This is a genomic window from Sphingosinithalassobacter sp. LHW66-3 (assembly GCF_050703275.1).
GTDB lineage: Bacteria > Pseudomonadota > Alphaproteobacteria > Sphingomonadales > Sphingomonadaceae > Sphingomonas.
In genome coordinates, this window is sequence record NZ_CP193482.1 from 2,910,501 (window position 1) to 2,935,105 (window position 24,605).

Sequence of the window (24,605 nt, forward strand, 5' to 3'; positions counted from 1 at the left end):
TCAATCGCCGAGCGACAGCCTCGCGAACAGCGTATAGCCGAACGGATCGCCATAGGCGCTCCGCAGCGCCTCTGGCCGGTCGAACGCGGCCAGCGAACCGCCGAGCGCGAGGCTGAGCGGGCCTGTCAGCGGCAGGCGATGGGCATAGCCCGCTTCGAACCGAGCGACGCGGAACTGCCGGTCGTGCAGCGAATGATGATGATCCGGAAACAGCTCGTCGTTGGCGACGCTCTCGATTCGGCCGAACAGGTTGTTGCGGCCATCGAGGTTCCAGTTCGCTTCCGCCAGCCAGGCAGTGAGTGTGTCGCCCGGAACGCGGTTCTTCGCCGAGAAGGCGAGCGTGGTCGCAATGCCCCCGGCCGAATAGTGCACGCTGGCGGTCGTACGTGCCTCGTCCTGCCCGGGATGCAGTTCCTCGGGGCTCTCCAGCCGCCCGTGGCTGACCTGGAGCGCCCAGTTCGGCGTCGGCGTCCAGCTCGCGCGCAGGCTCCAGCTGTCGAGCTTCGGCGTTTCGACGTCCCAGCGCGCCTCGTCCGGCTCGCGGCCGCGAAAGGCGGATCCCTCGATCTGGAAACGCGGCGTGGCGATGCCGGCGGTGACCACGCCATAGGTGATATGCGTGCTGTCGAACCAGTGGTGGGTGATCGGGGCGAGCGGCATGTAGCGCGCCGAGCCGCGGTGCATGAACGCCGAGGGGCCGAGCGCAGGCTCCGCGACCGGTCCGCCGTAGAGGAAGCCGCTGACGTCGCCGCCGAGCGGCACATCGACTCGAGCCGCGAGTTCCATGAACAGATCGTGCGGATGCTGGCGATCGACGAGGGCTTCGCCGTTCGCCGTCTCGCCGGTCGCGAAGACATTCGGGTAGCCGGGCGCGCCCATCAGCGGCTCGAGGCTCAGCATCGTGCGTGCCTCGAAACGTGCCCCACCGGCGAATTCGCGCCCGGCGGTGAGCATCGCCATCGAGCCGACGAACGCCATCTCGTCGCCGCGCGGGCCCGACTGGTCGGTATAGGCGCCCCAGACATAGCCGTGCGCCATCACCATCCAGTCGCCGGTTGCGAGATGCAGCCCGTGCATCCCGCCTTCTGCCGACGGCAGCCGAGCCGTTCCCGAGCCATAGGTGGCGGCAAGCGGAAGGGGCGCATTCGGCACGGCAGGATCGGCATGGCTCTCCCTTGCCGCCGCGGTGGGCGGCGCAGGCATTTCGTGCCCCTCGTGCCCGTCACGACCGACGTGCTGCGCGGCAGCGGGACTCGCGAGCAGCGCCAGCGCAGCGCCGCCGATCGAGGCGAAACGGATCATTTTCGAGATCTCCGCAGAAGGGCCGTCAGTGGCCGAGCACCATCCAGATCGCCATGACGACCATCATCACATTCTCCGTCAGCGAGACGAAGCCGAGCGGCACCCTGCTGCTGCCGCCGACACAGGCGCATTTCAGCTCGCGACGATCGAGATACACGGCCTTGAAAACCGACACGCCGCCGATGCCGCCGATGAACAGCGCCAGCGGCGCCGAAAACCAGGTGAGCGTGCCGGCAGTCATCAGTACGCCTGCGATCCCTTCGGCATAGGGATAGATGCGGCCATAGGGCACCCAGCGCTGCGCGAGCAGGTCATAGCCGAGGAACATGGTGGCGAACTGCTCGACGTCCTGAAGCTTGAGCATCGCCAGCAGGCACATGCTGATCGAGATGAACCACTCGGCGGCACGGACGGTGAACGGCGTGCCCAGCGCAGCATGGCTGACCGCCAGTGCGAGCGCCGCCGCGATCGCGAAGACCGCGACCACCGGCCGGTAGCTGGTCGCATCCGGATCGCGCACCGGCAGGCCGAAGTGGCGGCGCAGATCGTCGTAGCCGCCGATTCGCTGTCCGCCGATGAAGGTCTGCGGCGTCGTAGTCACGTCGTGCTCGGCCTTGAACGCGTCGGTCTGCGCGCGCGAGGTGAGCCATTGGTCGTCGACGCGATAGCCCTTTCGCTTCAGGAGGTGCAGCGCCTTCAGCCCATAGGGGCACAGGTGCTTGTCCATCACCATGCGATAGAGAGTCGCCGTCTTCGCGTGCGCGGCCATCGTGCCGATCCTTGTTCGTTCGCAGTCGGCAAGCGATATAGCGTCCGTACCATGGTACGGAGTCAAGTCGTGACTGCAATGACGATCGCGAAGCTGGCCGCGGCCGCCGGAGTGGGCGTGGAGACGGTGCGCTATTATCAGCGGCGCGGATTGATCGACACGCCCGCCCGCGGCGCAGGCGTGCGTCGCTACGGCGCTCCCGACCTACGGCGGCTGCGCTTCATCCGCTCGGCGCAGGCGGCGGGCTTCACGCTGGAGGAGATCGGCGAGCTGCTCGCGCTGGATGCCGGCAACGATCGGGCACGCGCCCGCGAAATGGCGCGAGCGCGAGTCGCGGCCCTCGACGCGAGGATCGCGGAACTGCAAGCGGCTCGTGGCGCACTGGCGCAGCTCGCGCGCGAATGCGCGGCGGGAGAGGCGGGACCGTGCCCGATCATCGCAGCGTTCGAAGCGTGAACCCCCGGGCGCGCTCTCTCGACGCCCCTGACCCGGCCATGCTGCCTCAGACGTTGAAGCGGAACAGCATCACGTCGCCGTCGTGGACGACATATTCCTTGCCTTCCTGGCGCAGCTTGCCCGCGTCGCGCGCGCCGCTTTCGCCACCCAGTGCGACATAATCGTCAAAGGCGATCGTTTCGGCACGGATGAAGCCGCGTTCGAAATCGGTGTGGATCTCGCCGGCGGCCTGCGGCGCCTTCGATCCCGCTTCCACCGTCCAGGCGCGCGCTTCCTTGGGCCCCACCGTGAAGAAGGTGAGCAGGTTCAGCAGCTTGTATCCCGCACGGATCACACGCGCGAGGCCGGTCTCCTCAAGGCCGAGCTCGGCGAGGAACTCGCCGCGCTCCTCGGGCGGCATGGTGGCGATCTCGGCCTCGATCGCCGCGGAAACGACCACGGCTTCGGCGCCCTCGGCGTTGGCCTTCTCGAAAACGCGCGCGGAGAATGCGTTGCCGTCGGCTGCATCCTCTTCGTTGACGTTGCAGACGTAGAGCACGGGCTTGCCGGTGAGCAGCTGTGCCTGTTCGAACGCGCGCGCCTCTTCGTGGTCGGCGATTTCGGTGAGCCGCGCCGGCTTGCCCTCGCGCAGCAGATCGAGCGCCTTGCCGAGAACGCCGGCCTGGATCTTCGCTTCCTTGTCGCCCTGCTGCGCCTTCTTGACGAGATTGGGGACGCGCTTTTCGAGGCTCTCGAGGTCGGCGAGCATCAGCTCGGTCTCGACCGTTTCGGCGTCGGCGATCGGATCGACCTTGTTGTCGACGTGCTGGATGTCGTCGTTCTCGAAACAGCGGAGCACATGGACGATCGCGTCCACTTCGCGGATGTTGCCGAGGAACTGGTTTCCCAGGCCCTCGCCCTTGCTGGCGCCGCGCACCAGCCCCGCGATGTCGACGAAGGCGAGCTGGGTCTCGATCTTTTTCGCCGAACCCGCGATCTCCGCCAGCTTGTCGAGCCGTGGATCGGGAACCGCGACATTCCCCACATTGGGCTCGATGGTGCAGAAGGGATAGTTCGCCGCCTGCGCCGCGGCGGTTTGCGTGAGTGCGTTGAAAAGCGTGGACTTGCCGACGTTCGGAAGGCCGACGATGCCGCAGCGGAAACCCATGGATCGTTCCTGATGTGAAGGGGAAGGGGAGCGGATAGGGGTTTCGGCCGGGCAAGGCCAGAGGCTCGGCTACAGCCGATAGTTGAAGCTCACGCTGATCCGCTCGCCCTTCGCCTGATTGGGCTTCACTTCGTGGCGCAGCCAGCTTTCCCACAGAAAGACGCTACCCGGCTTCGGCTCGGCATAGACGAAGGTGGAAAGATCCTCCGGCGCGTCGGCGCGGCGCGGCGGGGCGGCCATCAGCATCGGCAGGCGCGGATCCTCCAGTTTCAGCGCGCCCGATCCCGGCGGGACCGCGACATAGACGGTTCCCGAGACGATGCTGTGCGGATGGATATGGCCCGAATGGACCGCGCCGGGCTTCATCACATTGACCCAGAGGCTGTCGAGCTTGAGCCGCTTGCCGTCGAGATCGAGCGCACAGGCTTCGGCGAAATCGGCGAGGTGGCGGCGCAGTGCGCGCTGCAGGTCGTCGAAACGCGGATCGCGCTCGGGCAGATCGTTGAGCGAGGCGTAGGAGGTGTAGCCGCGATAGCCGTGCGCCTTGGACCAGGCGCGGCCGGCCCGATCCTCCTGCGCCAGCGCGCGGCACGCTTCCTCCAGCTCGGCGACGAGCGCGGGCGCGATGGCGGCTTCGTAAAAGCGCGTGGCGAACAGGCTGCGGACCGGCATGGCTTCCGCTCAGCATGCGCCGGGCGCCATTGCAAGCGCCACCCGCAGTGGCGTTGACATGCAGCGGCGCCGTCGCGAAACCGGGGCGAGAGCATGAACGGGAAGGATGCCGCTATGACCGCCACTCTGCGCCGGACCGCGCGCTTCGCATTCACGGGGGCGCTTGCGCTGGCCATTGCCGGTTGCGGCGGCGGCGAGGATGCGGAAAAGGCGGCGGCCGATGCGGCGGCGAACCGCCAGGCGCAGTATCAGGAGCAGCTGCTGGCGGCGGGCCTCGCGCATGACGTCCAGTGCCTCGGCGCGATCCGCTGGCAGGAAGCGGCGCTGCGCGAAGCCGATGTGGGCGATCTCGACATCTATCGAAGCTATTTTCGTTCGGGCATCGAGAATCGGCTCGGCGAAACGGTGATTGCGGCCGATCCGCCGCAGCCGGAGCTGTCGCAGGCGAACCTCGACGCCTATCTCGACTGGGCCTATGCCGATCAGGTGGAAAATGTCTTCCGCGCGGGCGGCGACGGCGGAAGCTCGGCCGGTCGCGGTTTCCAGATCGTCGCATCCTGTATCCAGGAAGTCGCCGAAATGGGCGAGGGACCGCTTGCCGGTCCTGACAAGAACGCGCGCATGTTCCGGATCGAGGCGCTGCGCAACAGCCTGGAGGACAAGGGCGCCTGAGACCAGGCGAGGTGTTGCCGCGTTAGTGCGTCGATGATCGACGCATTGCTCTCGACGCCGCTCGACCGGCTCTCGGCCAAGCTGCTCGGCCCGGCGGAATTCGACTTCGCGCTGCCGCCGGGGGAGCCTTCGGTGATCGCACCGGATTCGGTATCCTGGCGCGTCTTCGCCAATCCTGTTTCGATGTACATCGGCGGCATGGCCGCGGTGTTGCTCGAACTGGGCGAGCCGCGCGTGCGGCACGGCGTGTGGGACCATTCGAGCTTCAGGCGCGATCCCGCCGGCCGCTTGCGGCGCACCGGAATGGCCGCGATGGTCACCGTCTATGGCGCCCGCAGCAGCTTCGAAGCGATGGCGGCGCGGGTGCGGCGGATGCACGGCCGGATCACCGGCACCACGCCGGAGGGGCTGGCCTATTCCGCCGAGGATCCGGAGCTGCTGCTGTGGGTACAGGTGACGGCGGCGTACGGCTTTCTGGAAGCCTATCACGCCTATGTGCGGCCGATCGGCGCAGCGCAGCGGGATCGCTACTATGCCGAGGCGGAAGCAGGCGCAGCGCTGTATGGCGTGCAGCAGCCGCCGCTGAGCCAGGGCGCAGTGGATGCGGTGTTTGCGCGCATGCAGCCGACGCTCGAACCGTCGCCGATTCTGGGCGAACTGCTCGACATCCTGCGGACCGCGCCGATCCTGCCGCTGCCGCTGCGTCCGATGCAGCGCGTGGCCGTGCGCGCGGCAGTCGATCTCGTTCCGCCCAGCCTGCGGCGGCAGCTCGGCCTCGCCGGCCAGCCCAGGCCGCGGCCCGGCGAGCGTGCGCTGCTGAAGGCGCTTGCGCAGCTTGCCGAGCGCACGCACCTGCCGTCGAGTCCGGCCGCGCAGGCGCTGCAGCGGATGGGCTTGTCCTCCGATCGTCACGGGCGAACGGCCGCGTGAATCGGGGCATCTGAAGGTAAATGCAGGCAAGGCTTGATTTGCGGGTGCGCAGCGGCTTTGGAGGGCAAATTGATGCTGCCGTTCAGGCTGCGTACAGACCAATTCGTTGCAGTCGCGCAACGTCACCAATCGTGGAGAGTATCGATGATCCGCCGGAGCCTGTTTCTCAGCGCAATTGCCGTCCCCGTGCTGCTCAGCGGCTGCGGCGACAATGGCGATTCGGCTTCGCCGACGCCCACTCCCACCACGTCGCCGACGCCTACGCCGACGGCGAGCCCCACCTACACTGCATTTCCGTTGAGCGCGGCCACCCAGTTCACGGCGATCTCCGCCGGAACGAGCTACACCGGCGACCCCGCGACCGGCGCGGTTACGCTTGGGCCGGCGACCACCGAGACGCGCACCGGCCGTGTCACTCTGGCAGTCAACAACAACATCACGAGCGGCGAGTATGTGATCGCCGAGGCGAGTGAGGAGACGCGGTTCAACAACGCCGAACTGACGGTCCAGCCTGCGACGACTGTTCCGGAATATGTCTTCCGCGAGACCGGCACCGGCGGGAAATTCTCGCAGATCGAATTCCTCAACAACAGCATCCCGGATCGCGTCTCGAGCAACGAGACGATCAAGGCGCTGACGCGCGTGAGCTATGCCAATTGGTGGCGGGGCGACACCACGGCAGGGCAGAAGCGGATCACGGCCACCGTGTTCGGCTATCCCACTGTCGTAGCCGACGTTCCGACGACCGGGACCGCCGCCTATACGTCGCGCGTGTCCGGCCGCGTGGTGAGCGTGATGGGCGGAGCGACGGCGATCGACCGGCTGGACGGTACGGTCACGATGTCGGTGAACTTCTCGAGCGGCCTCGTAACGCTCTCGATGAACCTCAGCCGAGTCGATGCCGGCGGCGTCGTTACGCCGCTCGGCACGATCGAAGGCACGGCCGGCGTTCCGGTGAGCGCGAACCTGTTCACCGGCAATTTCGGGACGACCAGCCTGGTGCCGGGCCTGTTCAGCGGCGGCTATTACGGCTCGGCGGCCGAAGAGATCGGTATCAGCTTCGTCGCATCGGGCGCGGCCGCAGGCACCGAATATCGGATCATCGGTACCGTCGTCGGCAACAAGAACTGAGCAGGCGCGGGCGGCGGGGCATCGCGCCCGCCGCCCGCTCCCACGTCGCTCAGACGTCGCGCTGGAGCCGGAGCGCGACGTCGCTCATGAAGCGCGCGTCATTTCCTTCGGCAAGCCGCGGCGCTTCGGCAGCGAGCGCGCCGAGCAGATCGGTGAGGTCCTCCAGCTCGGCCTTGGCATAGTTGCCGAGAACATGGCCGGTGACGCGATCCTTGTGGCCGGGATGGCCGATTCCGATCCGTACGCGCCGGAAATCGGGGCCGATGTGCTGACCGGCCGAGCGCAGCCCGTTGTGTCCGGCAGTGCCGCCGCCGGCCTTCACCTTCACCTTGAATGGCGGCAGATCGAGCTCGTCGTGAAAGACGGTCACCTCCTCGGGCGCCAGCTTGTAGAAATCCGTCGCCGCGCGGATCGAGCGGCCGCTTTCGTTCATATAGGTCCCGGGCTTGAGCAGCAGGATCTTGGCGCTGCCGACGTGGCCCTCGCGGGTCCAGCCCTGGAACTGCTTCTTCACCGGCCCGAAGCTGTGCACTTCGGCGATGGCGTCCAGCGCCATGAAGCCGATATTGTGCCGGTGCATCGCATATTGCGGGCCCGGATTGCCGAGGCCGACCCAGAGCTGCATGGACACTTCCCCAAAACGAACACCGCCCCCGCACCGGGGTGCGGAGGCGGCGTATCGGACCCGGAGGATCGAGGAAAGGCTTACTCGCCTTCGCCCTCGGCCTCGCCAGCCTCGCCGGATTCCTCGGTCGTCGTGTCGCCTTCGCTCGACTTCAGCGCCGACGGCGCGACGACGGTGGCGATGGTGAAGTCACGATCGGTGATCGCCGGAGTGGCGCCCTCGGGCAGCGCGACCGCCGAGATGTGCAGCGAATCGCCGACCTCGAGGCCCTTCAGCGAGGCTTCGATCTGGTCGGGGATATTCGCCGCATCGACCACCAGCTCGACTTCGTGGCGCACGATGTTCAGCACGCCGCCCCGCTTGATGCCCGGAGCCAGCGCCTCTTCGGTGAACACGACGGGCACGTTGACGTGCACCTTGGCATGTTCGGAGATGCGCAGGAAATCCGCGTGCACCGGACGATCGGTGACGGGATCGAACGCCACGTCCTTCGGCAGCGTGCGCACGGCCTTCTTGCCGGCGCCTTCGATCATCACGACCGAGTTCATGAAGTGGCCCGTCATCAGGAGCTTCATCAGCGCCTTTTCTTCGACGTGGATGATGACGGGATCTTCCTTGTTGCCGTAAATCACGGCGGGCACGCGGCCTTCTCGACGAAGCGCCCGGGAGGCTCCCTTGCCAGCCCGGTCGCGCGTCTCGGCCGACAGCGTAAGCTGTTCGCTCATTGCAGTCTCCGAATGCGCTTGATGTGTTCAGTCCATTTCGCCGGGCAGGCCTCCAGGGATGACCCTGCCACGACAAGCGCGCGCCTATAGGGGAGACGCGCGTAAAGGGCAAGCACGCGCGCCCTGAAACGTTATTGCACGCGCTCGATCGCCACTCCGCGCGTTTCCAGCATTTCCAGCACGGAGCCGGAGCCGACGAAATGGCCCGCTCCGGCGGCGAACAGGATCACGCCGCTGCGCGAGTCGAGCCGCGCGATCAGCTCCTCCACCCAGGCGGCGTTGCGGCGGGTCAGCATCGGATCGGCGAGGGCGGAGGAGGGGTCCAGGTCTTCCGGCATGATGATCAGCGGCGAATCGGGGCCGACTTCGCCGCGCGCCCATGCATGTGCGGGCCCTTCCAGCACGTCGCGCCGGCGCGCCGGCGTTATGAGCGCGGCCTCCAGCATCCGCCGCTGCGCAGCTTCGGGCACGGCGTTGATGCTTTCGACCACGCTGCCGCTGTCCTCGATCGCCTCGACCGGCTTGCCCACGCTGCGGAAATGATGTTCGAGCCAGTCGTCGGCGCCCTGGCCGGAGACTTCGCCTGCCAGCATGTCGCGGACCGCGGAGACGCTCAGCGCCGCGACCCAGGTTGGCATCGCGTCCATCTGTTCGACGAGTGCGGCGGGGAGCGTGCGCTGAAAGGCAGCGAGCTTGGCGTGATAGCGCGGCGATATGCGATCCTGGAGCGGCGGCATGCTCTCGCGCCCGGCGAGCCCCAGCATCAGGTCGATCCCCTCGGTCTCTTCCTCCACCGATTCCAGCAGCAGCGAATCGGCGCGCAGGATGACCGCCTCCAGCCCCGGATTGCGCCAGCGGAAGCCGATCGGCAGGCTGTGGATCGTGCCGAAGAGATAGATGGTCGTATCGGCATCGGCGATGCGCCAGATCGCCGGCGCCGGGGCATAAGGCTGCGTCTCGCGCACCCGCTCGCGTTCCAGCGCGTACAGCAGCTCCATTGCCGCCTCGGCGGGCGGGCGGGCGATGGTGCCGTCCAGTGCTACGGCCTCGTCCATCGGATAGCCGTGGTAGGGAAGCTGTGGCGTCTGAGCCGCCGTCGGGCCAGCGACCCACAGCAGCGACAGCAGCATCGCCGCGCAGGCGGCCTTCCGGCAAGCGTTCCCCTTCATCCGGGACAATGGGCCAGCGGCGCACGCACGAGTCAACGGCCGCGGCATTGACCCGTTCTGTCGGCTGCGCCAAAGCGGGGCGGATTTCCCCTTCCGCACCTGCGAACATACCTTGCCAGAGACCGCCGCCCCCAGCTTCCAGCGCATGATCCTCACGCTCCACGACTATTGGAGCGATCGCGGCTGCCTGATCCTCCAGCCCTATGACATGGAGATGGGGGCGGGCACCTTTCACACGGCCACCACGCTCCGCGCGCTGGGGCCGCAGCCGTGGAACGCGGCGTTCGTCCAGCCGTGCCGCCGCCCCACCGACGGCCGCTATGGGGAGAACCCCAACCGGCTGCAGCATTACTACCAGTATCAGGTGATCCTGAAGCCCAGCCCGGCGGACCTGCAGGAGCTGTATCTGGGCAGCCTGGCGGCGATCGGCATCGATTTCGGGCTGCACGATATCCGCTTCGTCGAGGACGATTGGGAAAGCCCCACGCTGGGCGCCTGGGGACTGGGCTGGGAAGTCTGGTGCGACGGCATGGAAGTCACTCAGTTCACCTATTTCCAGCAGATGGGCGGGTTCGATTGCAAGCCGGTGGCGGGCGAGCTCACCTACGGGCTCGAGCGGCTGGCGATGTACATCCAGAATGTCGACAGCGTGTACGAGCTGAGGTTCAACGACGCGGGCGTGACCTACGGCGATGTGTTCCTCGAGAACGAGCGCCAGATGTCCGAATGGAATTTCGAAGTCGCGGACACCGATGCGCTGTTCGACGGCTTTCGCAAGGCAGTGGCGGAGTGCGAGAATTGCCTCGATCGCAACTTGCCGATCCCGGCCTATGAACAGGCGATCAAGGCCAGTCACACCTTCAACCTGCTCCAGGCGCGCGGCGTGATCTCGGTCGCCGAGCGCCAGGCCTATATCGGCCGCGTGCGCGATCTGGCGAAGGGCGCGTGCGCCAAGCATATCGAGAAGATGACGCCACAGTGGGAAGCGAACTTCCCGGGGTGGAGCCTGTGAGCGCGGCTGCAAATCCTCCCCGGCACGGGGAGGGGGACCGCGCGAAGCGCGGTGGAGGGGGCGTGCCGCGTCAGCTCCGTCCGGAAACCGCGACTGCTCGCAGGTTACGCACAGAATTGAGCTTGCCTGAAGTCCTCCTGTGGGAGCGCCTTCGCGGTCAAAAGACTGGCGCAAAATTCCGCCGACAGCATCCGATCGGATCATATGTGGTCGATTTTTACTGCTCGTCCGCGCAGCTGGTCGTCGAAGTTGACGGACAGGCGCACGATCTTAATCCACGTGCGGAAAGCGATGCGCGGCGTGACGCTTTTCTAATCGACAACGGATATCGAGTGGAGCGTTTTTCGGCCGCGGATGTGCTTGAGGATGCGGGCGCGGTGGCGGGATCGATCGCTGCGCTTGTGGCGAGCCCCCTCCACCATCCTTCGGATGGTCCCCCTCCCCGTGCCGGGGAGGATTTGAAATGACCGATTTCCTGCTCGAACTGCGTTCCGAGGAAATCCCCGCGCGGATGCAGGCGAAGGCGCGCGACGACCTCGCCAAGCTGTTCTCCGCTGAACTGATCAAGGCCGGGATCGAGGCGGATGCGCTCGTCACCTATGCCACGCCGCGCCGGCTCGCGCTGATCGCGCGCGGACTGCCGCTGGCGACGCAGGCGGTGTCCGAGGAGATCAAGGGTCCTCGCACCTCGGCTCCGCCGCAGGCACTGGAAGGCTTTCTGCGCAAGACCGGCCTGGCGCGCGAGCAGCTCGAAGACTGCGACGGCGTGTGGTTCGCCGTGATCGACAAGCCCGGCCGCGCGACCGCCGAGGTGCTGGCGGAGGCGATCACCGCGGTGATCCGCGCCTTTCCCTGGCCCAAGTCGATGCGCTGGGGCGATGCCTCGGTTTCGACCGAGAGCCTGCGCTGGGTGCGCCCGCTGCAGGGCATCGTCGCGCTGCTGGGCGAGGAGGTGGTGCCGTGCGAGGTCGCGGGCGTCGCCAGCGGCGCCGCGACAGTAGGGCATCGCTTCCACCATCCCGGTGCGATCACCATCGGATCGGCGGCGGATTACGTCGAGAAGCTGCGCGCCTGCCATGTGATCGTCGATCCCGCCGAGCGCGCGGCGATCATCCGCGACGGCGCGGCGAAACTGGCGGGTGAGGCCGGGCTGGTGCTGGTCGAGGACGAGAGCCTGGTCGCCGAGAACGCCGGGCTGACCGAATGGCCGGTGCCGCTGCTCGGCAGCTTCGACGCGCGGCTGCTCGATGCCCCGCGCGAAATCCTGGAGCTGACGCTCAAGGTGAACCAGAAATATTTCTCGGTGCGGTGCGAGACTGGCGAGACCGCACCGGGCTTCGTCTGTGTGGCGAACATCGCCGCGCGCGACGGCGGCGACAAGATCGTGGCGGGCAATCGCAAGGTCGCCGAGGCGCGGCTCTCCGACGCGATCTTCTTTTGGGAACAGGACAAGAAGGTCCCGCTTGCCGAGCAGGCGAAGAAGCTCGACCGCATCGTCTTTCACGAGAAGCTGGGCACAGTCGCGGACAAGGCCACGCGCGTCGGCAAGCTGGCGCGCTGGCTGGTCGAGGAGGGGATCGTCGGAAACTCCGGTGCTCCGGCGCAGGCGGAACTCGCCGAGCTTGCCGAACAGGCCGGCCTTCTCTGCAAGGCCGATCTCGTAACCCAGACGGTGGGCGAATTCCCCGAGGTGCAGGGCATCATCGGCTATGAACTCGCCAAGGCGCAGGGGCTGGATACCCGCGTCGCCGAGGCGATCCGCGATCACTACAAGCCGGTCGGGCAGGGCGACGAGGTGCCCACCGCGCCGGTGAGCGTGGCGGTGGCGCTGGCGGACAAGCTGGATACGCTCGTCGCGTTCTTCTTCGCGGACATGCCGCCCACTGGATCGAAGGACCCGTTTGCCCTTCGCCGAGCGGCGTTGGGGGTGCTGGAACTCCTAACGCGCAACGGTCTGCGGCTTAACCTTTGGGAGGGTATCACCCGAGGCCTGCGAGGAATGACCGATCTGCGCATATCGCCAGAATCCTCTGACGAGGCTTTGGTCGAGCACAAAGCCGCCATGGAAAGCGTCTTCACATCGCTTCCCACCTTCTTCGCCGATCGCCTCAAAGTCCAGCAGCGCGAAGCCGGTGTCCGCCACGATCTGATCGACGCGGTGTTCGCGCTCGGCGGCGAGGACGATCTCGTCCGGTTGCTCGCGCGCGTCCATGCGTTGCAGGCGTTCGTCGGGACCGAAGACGGGGCGAACCTGCTCGCCGGGTACAAGCGCGCGGCGAATATCCTGAAGAAGGAAGGCTACGTCGCCCCTGCGCAGGCAGGGGCCCATGGCTCTGTCGACGAAATGCCAGCGCCTGTGGACGGAGAGATGGGCCCCCGCCTTCGCGGGGGCGACGGTGGAAAGCATGTGCGCGAGGGTGCAGCTATACGCTCCCGCCTGCGCGGGGGCGACGGTGGAGAGCCGGCGTCCGGAACTGCTGACGGTGGCGGGGAGGCAGCCGAGCCTTATGCTCGCGAACCCGCCGAGGCCGAGCTGATCGCTGCGCTCGACGCGGCCGAGCCCGAAGCAGCCGCCGCGATCGCACGCGAGGATTTCGAAGCCGCGATGGCCGCGCTCGCCACGCTGCGCGGGCCGATCGACCGTTTCTTCGACACGGTGACGGTGAACGACGCCGACGCGGCGAAGCGCGCGGCACGACTCGCGTTGCTGGCGCGGATGCGCGACGCAGTGCATCGGGTGGCGGATTTCTCGAAGATCGAGGGGTAGGGAACCTGCGCCGGCTTCCGCCCTTTGTCCGCATGCATTTCGCCTCCCCAGCGAAAACAAAGAGTTGAGAACAGGGACGGACCGATGACCAAATATGTGTACCGCTTTGGCGGCGGCGTTTCCGAAGGCGGCACGGGCGACAAGAACCTGCTGGGCGGCAAGGGCGCCAATCTGGCCGAAATGGCGTCGATCGGCCTGCCGGTGCCGCCGGGCTTCACCATCTCGACCGAGATGTGCACCCGCTATTACGCCGAGGGCGAGACGTTCCCGGACTCGCTGCGCGAGGAAGTGGCCAACGGCGTCGCCCATATCGAAGGCATCACCGGAAAGAAGTTCGGCGACAATGCCGATCCGCTGCTCGTCTCGGTCCGCTCGGGCGCGCGCGTGTCGATGCCCGGCATGATGGATACCGTGCTCAACCTGGGGCTCAACGACGAGACGGTGCAGGGCCTTGCGGCGAAGGCGGAGGACGAGCGCTTCGCCTGGGACAGCTATCGCCGCTTCATCCAGATGTATTGCGACGTGGTGCTCGGGCTCGACCACGGCCGCTTCGAGGAAGCGCTGGAGATCGCCAAGGAGGATCGCGGCTACACTCTCGATACCGAAATGACCGCAGCCGACTGGAAGGCACTGGTCGACGAATACAAGAAGATCGTGAGGGAGCTGTGGGACAAGCCCTTCCCGCAGGACGTGCAGGATCAGCTGTGGGGCGCGATCGCTGCGGTTTTCGGATCGTGGAACGCCGAGCGTGCGAAGGTCTATCGCCGCATCAACGACATTTCCGGCGACTGGGGCACGGCGGTCAACGTCCAGGCGATGGTGTTCGGCAACATGGGCGAGACTTCGGCAACCGGAGTCGCGTTCACGCGCGATCCCTCGACCGGCGAGAATGGCTATTATGGCGAGTTCCTGATCAATGCGCAGGGAGAGGATGTGGTCGCCGGCATCCGCACGCCGCAATATCTGACCAAGGACGCCCGCGAAAAGGCGGGCGCCAAGCCGCTGTCGATGGAAGAGGCGCTGCCCGAAACCTATGCCGAGCTGGCGCAGGTGTTCGAAAAGCTCGAGCGCCACTATCGCGACATGCAGGACATCGAGTTCACCGTTGAACGCGGCACGCTGTGGATGCTCCAGACTCGCACCGGCAAGCGCACCGCCAAGGCGGCGCTCAAGATCGCGGTCGATATGGCGAGCGAAGGGCTGATCTCGGAAGAGGAAGCGGTCGCGCGGGTGAACCCCTCCGCGCTCGACCAGCTGCTGCACCCGACGCTCGATCCCGATGCGCCGCGCGACGTGCTGACCAAGGGACTGCCGGCCTCGCCCGGCGCGGCTTCGGGCAAGGTGGTGTTCGACGCCGACACCGCCGAGAAGGCCGCCGCCGATGGTCAGGATGTGATCCTCGTCCGCATCGAGACGAGCCCCGAGGACATTCACGGCATGCACGCCGCAAAGGGCATCCTCACCGCGCGCGGCGGCATGACCAGCCATGCCGCCGTGGTCGCGCGCGGCATGGGCAGGCCCTGCGTTTCGGGCGCGGGCACGCTCTCTATCAAGGCCGCCGAAGGCGTGATGCGCGTCGGCAGCCGCGAAGTGCGCGAAGGCGAGATCATCACCATCGATGGCGCCACCGGCGAAGTGATGATCGGCGAAGTGCCGACGCTCCAGCCTGAACTGGCGGGGGACTTCGGCACGCTGATGGTCTGGGCCGACAAGGTCCGGCGGCTCAAGGTGCGCACCAATGCCGAGACGCCCGCCGACTGCCGCACTGCGCGCGAGTTCGGCGCCGAAGGCATCGGCCTGTGTCGCACCGAGCATATGTTCTTCGATTCCGGCCGGATCACGGCAGTGCGCCAGATGATCCTCGCGGGCGACGAGAAGGGCAGGCGGGTCGCGCTCGAGAAGCTGCTGCCCGAGCAGCGCAAGGATTTCACCGAGATCTTCGAGGTGATGGCGGGGCTTCCCTGCACCATCCGCCTGCTCGATCCGCCGTTGCACGAATTCCTGCCGCACGAGGAGGACGAGTTCGCCGAAGTGGCGCAGGCCGCCGGAGTCGAGGTCGAGACGCTGAAGCGCCGCGCGGCCGAGCTGCACGAATTCAATCCGATGCTCGGCCATCGCGGCTGCCGCCTCGGCGTCACCTATCCCGAAATCTACGAGATGCAGGCGCGCGCGATCTTCGAGGCGGCGTGCGATGTCGCGGCGAAATCGGGCGAGGCTCCGATCCCCGAAGTGATGATCCCGCTGGTCGCCACGCGTAAGGAACTGGCGCTGATGAAGGCATTGGTCGACAAGGCGGCGACGGCGGTGTTCGAGGAGAAGGGCCGCACGATCGACTATCTGGTCGGCACGATGATCGAGCTGCCGCGCGCGGCGCTGCGCGCGGGCGAGATCGCCGAGGTGGGCGAGTTCTTCTCGTTCGGCACCAACGATCTCACGCAGACGACGCTCGGCGTGAGCCGCGACGATGCGGGGCGGTTCCTCACTACCTATGTCGACAAGGGCATCTATCCGCGTGACCCGTTCGTCAGCATCGACATCGAAGGTGTGGGCGAGCTGATCGAGATTGCCGCGGAGCGCGGCCGTGGAGCCCGGCCGGGCCTCAAGCTCGGCATCTGCGGCGAGCATGGGGGCGACCCGGCCTCGATCGCTTTCTGTGAGAAGACCGGGCTCGATTACGTCTCGGCCTCGCCGTATCGCGTGCCGATCGCGCGGCTGGCGGCGGCGCAGGCGGCGCTCGCGGCGCGGGTGTGACGCCGCTTGCCGCGATCGCCCTGGGCAGCATGACCATGACGCCGCTCGCGCACGCTGTGCAGGATGCAGTCGACGCGCTGCACGCCGATTTGCTGGCGGGTCCGACCGCGACGAGCGTGCTGGAGCGCCGCTGTGGCGGGCTGGCGGTGCGTGCGGAGGTGGATCGTGGAATCGACGTGCCCGCGAGCGCCGAGCAGCGCGACCGGCTGGCAGTGAGCGCGGACGAGCCGCTCGGCTATCGGCGCGTGCGGCTGGTCTGCGGCGCGCGGCTGCTGTCCGAGGCGGAGAATTGGTTCGTGCCCGAGCGTCTGACGCCGGAGATGCGCGCGGCGCTGGCGGAGAGCGACACGCCGTTCGGCGCGGTCATCGCGGACCTCGCGCCGGTGCGGCGCAATCTGGCCGCAGAACGGCTGTGGGACGGGCGGGGCGCTCCCCCCGCCGCGGTCCTGCGCCATCGTGCGCTGGTGTCATCGGGCGCGGGCGTGCCGCTGGCGGAAGTGGTCGAGACGTACCAGCGCGCGCTCGTGCTGCCGTAGCCCGGCGCTGCCCGACCCAGCGTTGCCGGGTCAGCCGTAGCGCTGGCCGTGCTCGTCGTCGTTGCCCGCGCGCAGCATCGCGGCCTGTTCGCGCCACTCCTGATCGGCGATGGTGCCTTTTTCGACCTCGAGCCGTTGTTCGAGCGCCGCTTCGTCGTCGGCGGTCATCTTCTCGATCTCGCGATAGGTCTTGATGCCGAGCTCGTTGAGCCGCTGCTCGCGTGCTTCGTCGATACCCTTTATCCGCGCAAGATTGTCGCGGCCCCAGCCGAACCAGCCGCGCCAGCCGGCGCCGGGTTCGCTATCGGTTTCGCTGACGGCATCGGCGCTTGCCGCCGGTGCGCTCGGCGGAGCCGCTTGTGCCTCGTCGAGCGACTTCTGCAGCCGTTCGCGCTCGGATTCGAGCTCGCGAATGCGTTGGTTGGCTTCGCGAAGGTCGGTCTCCGCCTGGTGCCGATAGCCTGCGTGAGCGACTTCCTCGTCCTGATAGAGCTGCTTCCACTTGCGCCCGCCCGGAGCGCTGGCGAGACCCAGCAGCCAGCCGGCGATGAGCGTTAGGGCAAGCGCAACGAATTCGGTCGGCGTCTGGAACGGCAACTCCGGCATGATCGACCTCCCCTATGATCGTGAGGCCGATGTACCCTGCTCCGCGATTCTCCGCCACAGGCAAGATGGCGGGGTGTCAGCCGGTCAGCAGTGCGTCGTTGATGTCGCAGGCGGCGGGGCCCAGGATCACGATGAACAGCACCGGCAGGATGAACAGAATCAGCGGGATCGTCATGATCGCGGGAAGCCGCGCAGCCTTTTCCTCGGCGCGCATCATCCGCTCGTTGCGGAACTCGGCCGAAAGGACGCGCAGCGCCGAAGCGAGCGGCGTGCCGTATTTCTCGGTCTGGATCATCGTGGTCACCACGCCGCGAATCGCATCGAGATCGATCCGCATCGCGAGATTTTCGAACGCATTGCGGCGGTCGGTCAGAAAGCCGAGCTCAATCGCGGTCAGCGAGAATTCCTCGCCCAGTTCGGGATAGGCCTTGCCCAGTTCGCGCGAGACGCGGCCAAAGGCGGCGTCGACGGTGAGTCCCGCTTCGGCACAGATCACCAGCAGGTCGAGCGCGTCGGGCAGGCCCTTGCGGATCGCGGCCGAACGCTTCTGGATCTTGTTCTTGAGATAGATGTCCGGTGCCTTGTAGCTCAGCAGGAAGGCGCCGGCGACGAGCCCGTATTTCTTGAGCGAACCCCAGTCCGCGAACATGTCCGTGCCATAGACGAGGAACACCGCGAGGCCACCGATCACGATCGGCAGCACGAGCCGGCCGAAAATGACGCCGACGGCCCATTCCTTGCGCCGGATCCCGGCCTGCAGCATCTTGATCTGGACGGCCTTGACCTGGCTTTCCTGCAGCACCTTCAGCGAGCTGAGGAAATTGCGCATCCGGTCCGAAGCGTCGCTCCGCTGGACCAGCTTGGCACGCCGCTTTGACGTGGAGGCTGTGATGCCCGCCTTCAGCTGCTCGCGCCGCTCGTTGAGCGCCTTGACGCGCTTGGCCATCGGATTGCGCACGGTGGTGGCCATGTAAAGCGCATACAGCATTGCCAGCGTCGCGACTCCCGCGAGCAGCGTGGCCACCCACAGGACGTCGACGCCCAGGATCATCGGTGCGGTGCTGGTGGGTTGCATTGCCGCCTCAGATCTCGAAATTGACCATCTTGGCCATGATGAACGCGCCGATCCCCATCCAGACCAGCCCGCCGCCGCCGGCGACCATCAGCCGTTCGTCCTGAAAGAAGTTGAGCATATACTGGTTGTTGATGAACCAGATCATGCCGAACACGATGAAGGGCAGGGCGCCGACGATATAGGCCGACGCCTTGGATTCGGACGAAAGCGCCTTGATCTTGAGCTTCATCTGGCTGCGCTTGCGCAGCACATCGGCGAGGTTCGACAGCGTTTCGGCAAGGTTGCCGCCGGTTTCGCGCTGGATGGCGATGGTGATGACGAAGAACTGGAACTCGGGAGTGCCGAGCCGGTCCGATGTCTCCTGCAGCGCCACGTCGAGCGTGCGCCCGATCTTCATCTTGTCGGAAACGGCACGGAATTCCTCGCCCACGGGCCCTTCGATCTCGGCTCCCACGACCGCCATCGTCTCGGTGATCGGCAGGCCCGAGCGCAGGCCGCGAACCAACAGCTCGATCGCGTCGGGGAACTTCGCAGTGAATTTGGCGATGCGCCGGCCGATGAAGAAGCCGACCGCCATGTGCGGAACGGCCAGCCCCAGGAAAAGCCCGGCGAACATTGCCAGCCACGGCGGTGCGCCCTGAAACCAGAGAGCGACGAAGCCGACCAGCGCAAGTCCGACCGTGGCGAGCGCATATTGTCCGACCGTCCAGTCCTTGCCCGTCATCGCGAGACGCTTTCCCAGAAGCGCCGGGTTCGGGATGAAACGTGCGGCTGCGGCGTCCACGCGCGTTGCCCGCTGCGCGGAGATGCGGCGCATCTGCGCCTCCATCGCCGCCGCGACCGTCGTTTGGCCGGCGTGGCGTTCGCGAACGCTTGAAAGACGTCGCGAGCCCGCGCGCTGTACGGACGGACCCGAAAAGGCAAACACCAGTATCGCGAGCACCGCGAAAGCGCCCCCGCCGATCATCAGGTACGGCAGCATGTTCATGCCGCGTTCGCCTCCGCTTCTCACTGGCCGCCCGGAAGCGGCGGAATTACTTTTTCTTCGGCGTCATCAGCTTGGCGAGGAGCGAGCCGCCCTTGCCCGATGCAGCCTTGCCGCCCGCCTTGCCTGCTTTCTTGCCGCCCACGGAAGCCGGTTCGCCTGCATCCGCGAAGTCGAGGACACGTTCGGACAGCTCCACCATGGGCGCGACCGATTTCGAATTCTTGCCCGCCTCGGCGAAAGGCTTGCCGAGCTTTGCCGCCTGCGCGGCGAGCTTGTTGTCGAACGGAACGAGGAAATCGATCTTGCGCTCGATTGACCCTTCGAAATCCTTTCGGCTGATCTCGAGCTGCGCGCTCGGCTGCACGCGATTGGCGACGACGATCACTTGCGTCTGCGGCGCGTTCGACTTGAACCAGCTCAGGATGCGGATCGCGTCGCGCGCAGCGGCGAGGGTGAGCTCGGTGACCAGTACCGCAACCTGCACATCGGCGATCAGATGCGGATGCAGCACGAGCATCGAGCGCGGGAGATCGACGATGGTGCACTCGAATGCGGTGCGGATCTCCTCCTGCAGCTGATAGAAAGCGGCGCCATCGGTGAGGACCGGCGAGTTGATCGGTGCTTCGGCCGAAAGCACGGCGAGTCGTTCGGACGCGCGGACCATCGCGCGCTCGATGAACAGTCCGTCGATGCGACTGGGATTCTCGATCGCATCGGTCAGGCCGCGCCCGGGCTCGAGATCGAGCGCAAGCGCGCCGGTGCCGAAATGCACGTCGAGATCGAGCAACGCAGTCGTTCTGACGTGGCGCTCGCTCATCAGCCAGGAGAGCGACGTCGCCATCGTCGAGGCGCCCACGCCGCCGCGGGTGCCGATCACTGCGATCGCGCAATGCGGCCGATCGGCGGATGTCTCGGCGACTTTTGGAGCTGCCAATGCCGCCTGCGCCTGGGCGAAGCTCTCGCGCAGCGCGTCGGGATTGAGCGGCTTCAGGAGATAGTCCTGAATGCCGCTGGCGATCAGGTCGCGATAGAGGCGAACGTCATTCACCTGCCCTGCGGCGATCACGATGGTGCCGGGCTCGCACACTTCGGCCAGCGCGTTGATATCGTTGAGCGGATCGCCGGATTCGGACAGGTCGACGAACAGGATGTTGGGGCTCGCGGAGACGGAGAGCGTCTGAACGGCATTGCGTAGTCCGCCCTTGTTGACCTTCTCCGGCGACCAGCCGAGCTCGATCGCAATCGGGCGCAGCAGCTCCGCCGTCGTCTCGTCGCAGACGAAAGCGACGAACGGTTCGCGATGGCCGGTTCGGCCGGGGTTGAAGGGGGCGTTCACTTTAGTTGTTCCCTCCGCCCATGGTGGGAGTCGCCGCGGGCAGGCCCTCTGCGCCCGTCGGCTTGGCTTCGCGGTAGCTGCGGATCGCGCGAGTCGCGGTTGCCGGATCGGCGATGTCGGCGCCCGGTTCGCCGCGCACGAGATCGGCCGGATTCGCGGTCATTGCCGCGAGGTTCGAATTGATCGCGCAGCCGAAGTTGGAGCTCGTGCTCGCGCCGAAGTCGGGCTGATATTCGCGGCTGTGATCGGGGCAGCTCGGAACACTGGCGGTCATGCGGGTGACCACGACGCGCACCGTTCCCGGCGCGACCGTGCCCATCGTGACAGGAGCATGATCGGACAGGAGGATCCCATGTCGGCCCGCGACGGCAGCGATCTGCTCGCGCGCGCCCGAGGGGTGGCCGCCGTCGTCGACCGCGACGCGATCGCCATAGCGCAGACCCATCGATTGCAGCCAGCCGGCGAGGCGCTGTTCCTCGCCAGGAGCCAGGCCGTAGCCCGCCGTGGCGAGATCGAACACATAGTCGCTGCGCGACACCACCGGCTGGTGCAGCGAATCGACGCCGCCGTTATAGGTGCCGCAGCCGGCGAGCAGCAGCGCCGGAGCGAGCAGGACGGAAAGCGCGATACGGGGGGACATGAGCATCTCCTGAGTGCGCATCAATCGAGACTGAAACCGGGGGCGGCGGAACCATCGCTGCGGCGTTGCTCGCGGCGCGGCTGCGGAGCCGGCTCGGATGCCTGCGGCTGCGGCTGGACGGGAGCCGCGGCGCCGAGCGCCGGCGCTGCGGCGGGCGCGGGTGCCATCGACGGCCGGGGCGGCGGCGCATCGGTCGAGCGCGAGAGCTGACCGCCGAGGATACGGGAGAAGTCGTCCGGCGCCTGATAGCCGTCGGTCGGCAGCGAGATCTGGTTCGAAGTCACCGGCCGGACGAGCGTCGCGGTGATCACGATCACCAGCTCGGTCTCGTTGCGCTGAAAGGCGTTCGAGCGGAACAGCGTGCCCAGGATCGGCAAGTCCCCGAGGCCGGGTGCCTTGTCGATCGAATTGTCATGCGTGTTCGACAACAGCCCTGCGATCATGAAGCTTTCGCCCGAGCCGAGCTCCACCGTGGTCTCGGCGCGGCGCGTCGAGACGCTGGGCAGGATCGTGCCTTCGAACTGGACGGCCTGGGCATAGTTCAGCTGCGACACTTCGGGCCGGACGCGCAGCGAGAGGCGACCGTCGGCCAGAACGGTGGGCGTGAAGGCCAGGCTGATGCCGTATTGCTTATATTCGATCGAGACGGCGCCGAGCCCCTGCGCGATCGGAATCGGGATTTCGCCGCCCGCCAGGAACGTGCCGGTCTCGCCCGAAAGCGCGGTCAGGTTCGGCTGGGCGAGCGTGGTCACCTGGCCAATGGTCTCGCCGAGATCGATCGCCGAGAGGATGTCGAGGCCGAACAGCCGGCCTGCCAGCGCGAGCGTCGCCTGCTGCGGGCCCTTCGACCAGTCGAATTGCGTGCCGGTATCGGGATAGACGAAGTCGCCGATGCGCGGATCGAACGGCAGCTCGATCGAGCCCGCCGGCAGCCCGAACCGCGCCGATGCGTCCAGCTGCGGCAGGTTCGAGGTGTCGACCGAGCCGATCGTGCCGGGCGAACGGCCCGAACCGATGCCGAACTGGAAGCCGTTGGTGGTGTCGCGGGTCAGCAGATTCGCGCCGACATTCTTGACGAAGCTGCGGCTCACTTCGGCGAACCGAACCTGCAGGTTCACCTGCAGCGGCGTGGCGGTCCGCAGCCGGCTGATGATCTGGGTCTCCTCGCCGACGAAGGCCTGGACGAGCCGCTCGGCCTCGGCCGCGTCGTCGGGGCTGGCGATCGTGCCGGTGAGCAGGATCAGGCCGTTCATCGGAGTGGCGACGATCTGCGCCTCGGGCATCGCGAGGCGCAGCATCGAATCGATCGAATCGATGTTGTTCGCGATGCGGACGGTGGCGGCATAGACGACGCCGCCGCCGCGACTGGTCGCATACACGGTGGTTTCCCCCGGCGCCTTGCCGAACACATAGAGTTGGGTCGGTGAGCGAACCTGCACGTCGGCGACTTCGGCATTGGCGACGAACACGTCGGTCATCGGAGCGTCGAGCGTCACCAGCCGCCCGCCGCCCGTGCTGATCTGGACGAGATTGGTCGGGGAGGGGGCGGTCGTCTGCGCCGCCGCGGGCGCGACGGACAGCGCGGCCGCGCCTCCCGTGGCGAGGACAGCCGCGAGCGGCAGTACCATCGGCTTGGCCAGAAAACGCATGTCTAGTTGTTCCTTCCGGAGGAAGCATTCGGCATTCCGAGCGGCACCACCGTCACGTCGTTGCCGCGCGCCACGCGGACCGTGGGTCCCAGGTCGACGCCGTTCGGAACCGGAGGCGGCTGGTTGCCCGGCATGACGAAGCCGGGCGGCGGCGCGGAAAGCGGCGGAGCGCCATTGTTTTCGGCAGGGCGGCCCGGCACGGTGCTGCGCTGGAAGCGCGAGACGTCGGCACCGGTGGAGAAGCTGGAGCGCCCCTCGATCGGCCGGGTGCGGGCCCGCTCGAGCATCGCGCGCTCGGCGGCGGGATCGTCGCCTTCGGGAACCGAGACCGCGCCGGTGGCAATCGCTTCCTCGAGCTCGGTCGATGAATCGGCGAGCGAACGCAGCGAGAGCGAGATGTCGCCGATCTCCTGCGCCACCGAGATCTGCTCCGCGATCGACGGAGTCGCCTCCACGGTGACGGTCGAATAGGTGCTGACGACCGTGCGGCCTTCTTCGTCGGTCTGGCGGTCGGTCTGCTGGTCGGTCGCCAGCACGCGCAGGTTGCGCAGTACGGTTTCGGAGACCTTGAGCGGCGGACCGTCGCCGCCGCCTTCGATATTCTGGGTGAGGATCAGGTCCACGCGATCGCCGGGGAAGACGAATCCCGCGACTGCGTTCTGCGCCTGCACCGGCACGGTGACGGCGCGCATCCCCGGACCGAGCGCGGCGGCCAGGAAGCCACGGTCGCCGGGCTTCACGAGCGCGCCCTGCGTGATCGGCTGGCCCGCCGGAATGGCAAAGCGGACGACCGTACCCTGAAGCGAATTCAGATCGGTCTCGGCCTTCAGATAATAGGCACCTTCGACCAGCTCCTCGGGCCAGGCGACGAACTTCAGCGCGCCGGGATCGAGAATCGTGCCGACCGGCAGCGCGCGCTGCGCCACCAGCACTTCCACGGCGGGCGCGACTTCGCCGGTGCCCGGAGCGGCGCCCGCGACGGGGGCAGGCGTGCCCACCATCAGGCTGCGCGCCATGAACGCCGTGATCGCCGCGACGATCAGCGCGCCCACGAGAAGTATCAGCTTCCTAGCATCCATGACGCATCAAGGCCTTTTCCTGAAATCGACGGGCCGGGTTGATCCGGCATTAAACATCACCCGAACTGGTTAAAAATCGGTTCGCGAAGCACCAGCAGCGTCGCGATCGCGATTGCGACGCCATAGGGAATTTCCAGCGTCTTCCGTGTCTTCCGCAGCGCCTTCTCCAGCACGAGCAGCAGTGTGAGCGCGCCGCCGATCAGCGACATCAGCACGAGCATCCACAGCAGCGGCTGGACCGGCAGCCACAGCGCCAGCGCGCCGATCAGCTTCACGTCGCCGCCACCCATCTGGCCCAGCGCGAAGGCGCCGGCGAAGAAGGCGAAGACGGCCAGGGCGACTCCGATCTGGATCGCCACTTCCGGCCACAGCGCGAGACCGTTCGCCACCCACCAGAGCGGCGCCATCAACGCGATGGCCGCGTTCTTCCAGTTGGCGATCTGGCGGATTCGCACGTCCTCGACCCCGGCCGAGACCAGGAGCAGCCCGAGCGCCACGAGCATCACGGTGGCGAGCACATCCCCCATCGCGCCAAATGCCTAGACGGAGTGGCTTTCCAAAAAGTAAC

At 67.0% G+C, this 24,605-nt stretch carries 24 protein-coding genes; 9 read left to right on the forward strand and 15 right to left on the reverse strand.

Annotated elements, in window-relative coordinates; all coding sequences use genetic code 11:
- Both ACQ450_RS14330 and ACQ450_RS14335 read right to left on the reverse strand, forming a co-directional pair.
- The gene (locus ACQ450_RS14330) at nt 1–1,302 is read right to left on the reverse strand and encodes a hypothetical protein (protein ID WP_431469777.1); all 1,302 of its coding nucleotides are present in this window, start codon (nt 1,300–1,302) and stop codon (nt 1–3) included.
- 25 nt (nt 1,303–1,327) lie between these two features.
- The gene (locus tag ACQ450_RS14335) at nt 1,328–2,071 is read right to left on the reverse strand and encodes a MauE/DoxX family redox-associated membrane protein (RefSeq protein ID WP_431469778.1); all 744 of its coding nucleotides are present in this window, start codon (nt 2,069–2,071) and stop codon (nt 1,328–1,330) included.
- Nucleotides 2,072–2,149: 78 nt separating this feature from the next.
- Between ACQ450_RS14335 and ACQ450_RS14340 the strand changes: the two genes are divergently transcribed.
- Entirely contained in the window at nt 2,150–2,527 is a 378-nt protein-coding gene (locus ACQ450_RS14340; RefSeq protein ID WP_431471237.1) for a MerR family DNA-binding protein, read from the forward strand.
- Between the two features lie 46 nt (nt 2,528–2,573).
- On the opposite strand, the gene ychF is transcribed toward ACQ450_RS14340, so the two are convergent.
- Both ychF and ACQ450_RS14350 read right to left on the reverse strand, forming a co-directional pair.
- A complete protein-coding gene (ychF, locus tag ACQ450_RS14345; protein ID WP_431469779.1) occupies nt 2,574–3,674 on the reverse strand; it encodes a redox-regulated ATPase YchF in 1,101 nt (366 codons plus the stop codon).
- A gap of 69 nt (nt 3,675–3,743) precedes the next feature.
- Nucleotides 3,744–4,346, reverse strand: coding sequence for a TIGR02466 family protein (locus ACQ450_RS14350; protein WP_431469780.1), 603 nt, complete (start codon nt 4,344–4,346; stop codon nt 3,744–3,746).
- Nucleotides 4,347–4,460: 114 nt separating this feature from the next.
- On the opposite strand from ACQ450_RS14350, the gene ACQ450_RS14355 reads away from it, so the two are divergent.
- The 3 genes from ACQ450_RS14355 (at nt 4,461) to ACQ450_RS14365 (ending at nt 7,079) form a co-directional block, all read left to right on the forward strand.
- A complete protein-coding gene (locus ACQ450_RS14355; protein WP_431469781.1) occupies nt 4,461–5,018 on the forward strand; it encodes a hypothetical protein in 558 nt (185 codons plus the stop codon).
- Nucleotides 5,019–5,051: 33 nt separating this feature from the next.
- Nucleotides 5,052–5,948: an oxygenase MpaB family protein gene (locus ACQ450_RS14360; protein WP_431469782.1), complete on the forward strand. Its 897-nt coding sequence runs from the start codon at nt 5,052–5,054 to the stop codon at nt 5,946–5,948.
- 144 nt (nt 5,949–6,092) lie between these two features.
- A complete protein-coding gene (locus ACQ450_RS14365; RefSeq protein WP_431469783.1) occupies nt 6,093–7,079 on the forward strand; it encodes a transferrin-binding protein-like solute binding protein in 987 nt (328 codons plus the stop codon).
- Nucleotides 7,080–7,128: 49 nt separating this feature from the next.
- On the opposite strand, the gene pth is transcribed toward ACQ450_RS14365, so the two are convergent.
- From pth to ACQ450_RS14380, 3 genes are all read right to left on the reverse strand, one after another.
- Nucleotides 7,129–7,704 carry an aminoacyl-tRNA hydrolase gene (gene pth / locus ACQ450_RS14370; protein WP_431469784.1) on the reverse strand — a complete coding sequence of 192 codons (576 nt, stop codon included), beginning with the start codon at nt 7,702–7,704 and terminating at the stop codon, nt 7,129–7,131.
- Nucleotides 7,705–7,784: 80 nt separating this feature from the next.
- Nucleotides 7,785–8,429, reverse strand: coding sequence for a 50S ribosomal protein L25/general stress protein Ctc (locus ACQ450_RS14375; RefSeq protein WP_431469785.1), 645 nt, complete (start codon nt 8,427–8,429; stop codon nt 7,785–7,787).
- A gap of 131 nt (nt 8,430–8,560) precedes the next feature.
- Entirely contained in the window at nt 8,561–9,559 is a 999-nt protein-coding gene (locus tag ACQ450_RS14380; RefSeq protein ID WP_431469786.1) for a TraB/GumN family protein, read from the reverse strand.
- Nucleotides 9,560–9,743: 184 nt separating this feature from the next.
- On the opposite strand from ACQ450_RS14380, the gene ACQ450_RS14385 reads away from it, so the two are divergent.
- From ACQ450_RS14385 to ACQ450_RS14405, 5 genes are all read left to right on the forward strand, one after another.
- Complete coding sequence (locus ACQ450_RS14385; RefSeq protein WP_188056578.1) at nt 9,744–10,610, forward strand: glycine--tRNA ligase subunit alpha; 867 nt, start codon at nt 9,744–9,746, stop codon at nt 10,608–10,610.
- A gap of 122 nt (nt 10,611–10,732) precedes the next feature.
- Entirely contained in the window at nt 10,733–11,077 is a 345-nt protein-coding gene (locus ACQ450_RS14390; RefSeq protein ID WP_431469787.1) for an endonuclease domain-containing protein, read from the forward strand.
- On the forward strand, nt 11,074–13,377 hold the full coding sequence (gene glyS, locus ACQ450_RS14395) for a glycine--tRNA ligase subunit beta (RefSeq protein WP_431469788.1): 2,304 nt from the start codon (nt 11,074–11,076) through the stop codon (nt 13,375–13,377). Before ACQ450_RS14390 ends, glyS begins: the two co-directional genes overlap by 4 nt.
- 84 nt (nt 13,378–13,461) lie before the next feature.
- Nucleotides 13,462–16,128, forward strand: a complete 2,667-nt coding sequence (ppdK, locus tag ACQ450_RS14400) for a pyruvate, phosphate dikinase (protein WP_431469789.1) — start codon at nt 13,462–13,464, stop codon at nt 16,126–16,128.
- Between the two features lie 29 nt (nt 16,129–16,157).
- A complete protein-coding gene (locus tag ACQ450_RS14405) occupies nt 16,158–16,664 on the forward strand; it encodes a chorismate--pyruvate lyase family protein (protein ID WP_431469790.1) in 507 nt (168 codons plus the stop codon).
- Between the two features lie 30 nt (nt 16,665–16,694).
- On the opposite strand, the gene ACQ450_RS14410 is transcribed toward ACQ450_RS14405, so the two are convergent.
- From ACQ450_RS14410 to ACQ450_RS14445, 8 genes are all read right to left on the reverse strand, one after another.
- A complete protein-coding gene (locus ACQ450_RS14410; protein ID WP_431469791.1) occupies nt 16,695–17,270 on the reverse strand; it encodes a hypothetical protein in 576 nt (191 codons plus the stop codon).
- 76 nt (nt 17,271–17,346) lie between these two features.
- A complete protein-coding gene (locus ACQ450_RS14415; RefSeq protein ID WP_431469792.1) occupies nt 17,347–18,345 on the reverse strand; it encodes a type II secretion system F family protein in 999 nt (332 codons plus the stop codon).
- A gap of 7 nt (nt 18,346–18,352) precedes the next feature.
- Complete coding sequence (locus ACQ450_RS14420) at nt 18,353–19,333, reverse strand: type II secretion system F family protein (protein ID WP_431469793.1); 981 nt, start codon at nt 19,331–19,333, stop codon at nt 18,353–18,355.
- A 46-nt stretch (nt 19,334–19,379) separates the two neighbouring features.
- Complete coding sequence (locus ACQ450_RS14425) at nt 19,380–20,669, reverse strand: pilus assembly protein CpaE (RefSeq protein ID WP_188054394.1); 1,290 nt, start codon at nt 20,667–20,669, stop codon at nt 19,380–19,382.
- Between the two features lies 1 nt (nt 20,670).
- Nucleotides 20,671–21,309, reverse strand: a complete 639-nt coding sequence (locus tag ACQ450_RS14430; protein ID WP_431469794.1) for a CpaD family pilus assembly protein — start codon at nt 21,307–21,309, stop codon at nt 20,671–20,673.
- A 20-nt stretch (nt 21,310–21,329) separates the two neighbouring features.
- Nucleotides 21,330–22,958 (reverse strand): type II and III secretion system protein family protein, encoded by a 1,629-nt coding sequence (locus tag ACQ450_RS14435; protein WP_431469795.1) that lies wholly within the window; start codon nt 22,956–22,958, stop codon nt 21,330–21,332.
- Nucleotides 22,959–22,960: 2 nt separating this feature from the next.
- Nucleotides 22,961–24,037, reverse strand: coding sequence for a Flp pilus assembly protein CpaB (cpaB, locus tag ACQ450_RS14440; protein ID WP_188054396.1), 1,077 nt, complete (start codon nt 24,035–24,037; stop codon nt 22,961–22,963).
- 56 nt (nt 24,038–24,093) lie between these two features.
- Nucleotides 24,094–24,564 (reverse strand): A24 family peptidase, encoded by a 471-nt coding sequence (locus tag ACQ450_RS14445; RefSeq protein ID WP_431469796.1) that lies wholly within the window; start codon nt 24,562–24,564, stop codon nt 24,094–24,096.
- Between the last annotated feature and the right edge of the window lie 41 nt (nt 24,565–24,605).